Source organism: Psychrobacter sp. PP-21 (assembly GCF_033790785.1).
In the GTDB taxonomy this organism is placed as follows: Bacteria; Pseudomonadota; Gammaproteobacteria; order Pseudomonadales; family Moraxellaceae; genus Psychrobacter.
In genome coordinates, this window is sequence record NZ_JAMYEB010000068.1 from 1 (window position 1) to 776 (window position 776).

Consider the following 776-nt stretch of genomic DNA (forward strand, 5'->3'; position numbering starts at 1 on the left):
GAGCACATTCATGCTGTGGAAATACGAATGGAAGAACTGATGCACTTAAAGCATCACTTGACCGTTTTGCGCCAGAAATGTGCAAGTAGTGCACCAGCGTCATCATGTGGCATTTTAAACGCGCTTGCCGATAATTCTTGTAATGAGTAATGATATCAGTAGTGTTCATTTCTGACGGATCAAATCATGAAAGGTTAAATACGCCCTGATGTTAAGCACAAAAAAACCCAGCAATGATATTAAGATCACTACTGGGTTGGAGGAAATAACAACTATGTTGTGCTGACTTAGAAAGTCTTATTTATCATTCATAGCAAGGTAGATATTACGATCTGATGCGGATGCGTCATCCACGTATTTTGAATCACGCCATGTCGTATAAGCATAGACACCACTGTATGGGCTGATGCTGTTCTGACGGAAATCAGAAATCCAATTTTCGCCATCAAATATTTGGATATGGCCATGCGGGCGCTTTGATGAGCGATCATAGACAATAACATCACCTACTTGGGTTGGCATATCATTACTGATTTTGCTAAAACCTGCTTTATCAAGCGTGCCACGAGTGGCGTACTGATAGGCTGAAGGATTGGGGGTGAACTCATAACCTGCTGATTGTAGTGCTTTACGTACGTAACGGGCACAGTATCCAGAGCTGCCAGATAAAGCCACTTTTGAGGCGCGAGCAGCAGCGATAGCGGGGGCTGAATTGCTGTCAGGAACCTTATTGACTTGCTGCTGTTGTTTTTCAGCGTATAAGCGGCTGTTTAATG

At 43.3% G+C, this 776-nt stretch carries 1 protein-coding gene; it reads right to left on the reverse strand.

What is annotated here, in order from left to right; translation table 11 throughout:
* Positions 1–297 precede the first annotated feature (297 nt).
* On the reverse strand, positions 298–776 hold a 479-nt coding region (locus NJD71_RS13595; RefSeq protein WP_319052432.1), incomplete at its 5' end, for a CHAP domain-containing protein.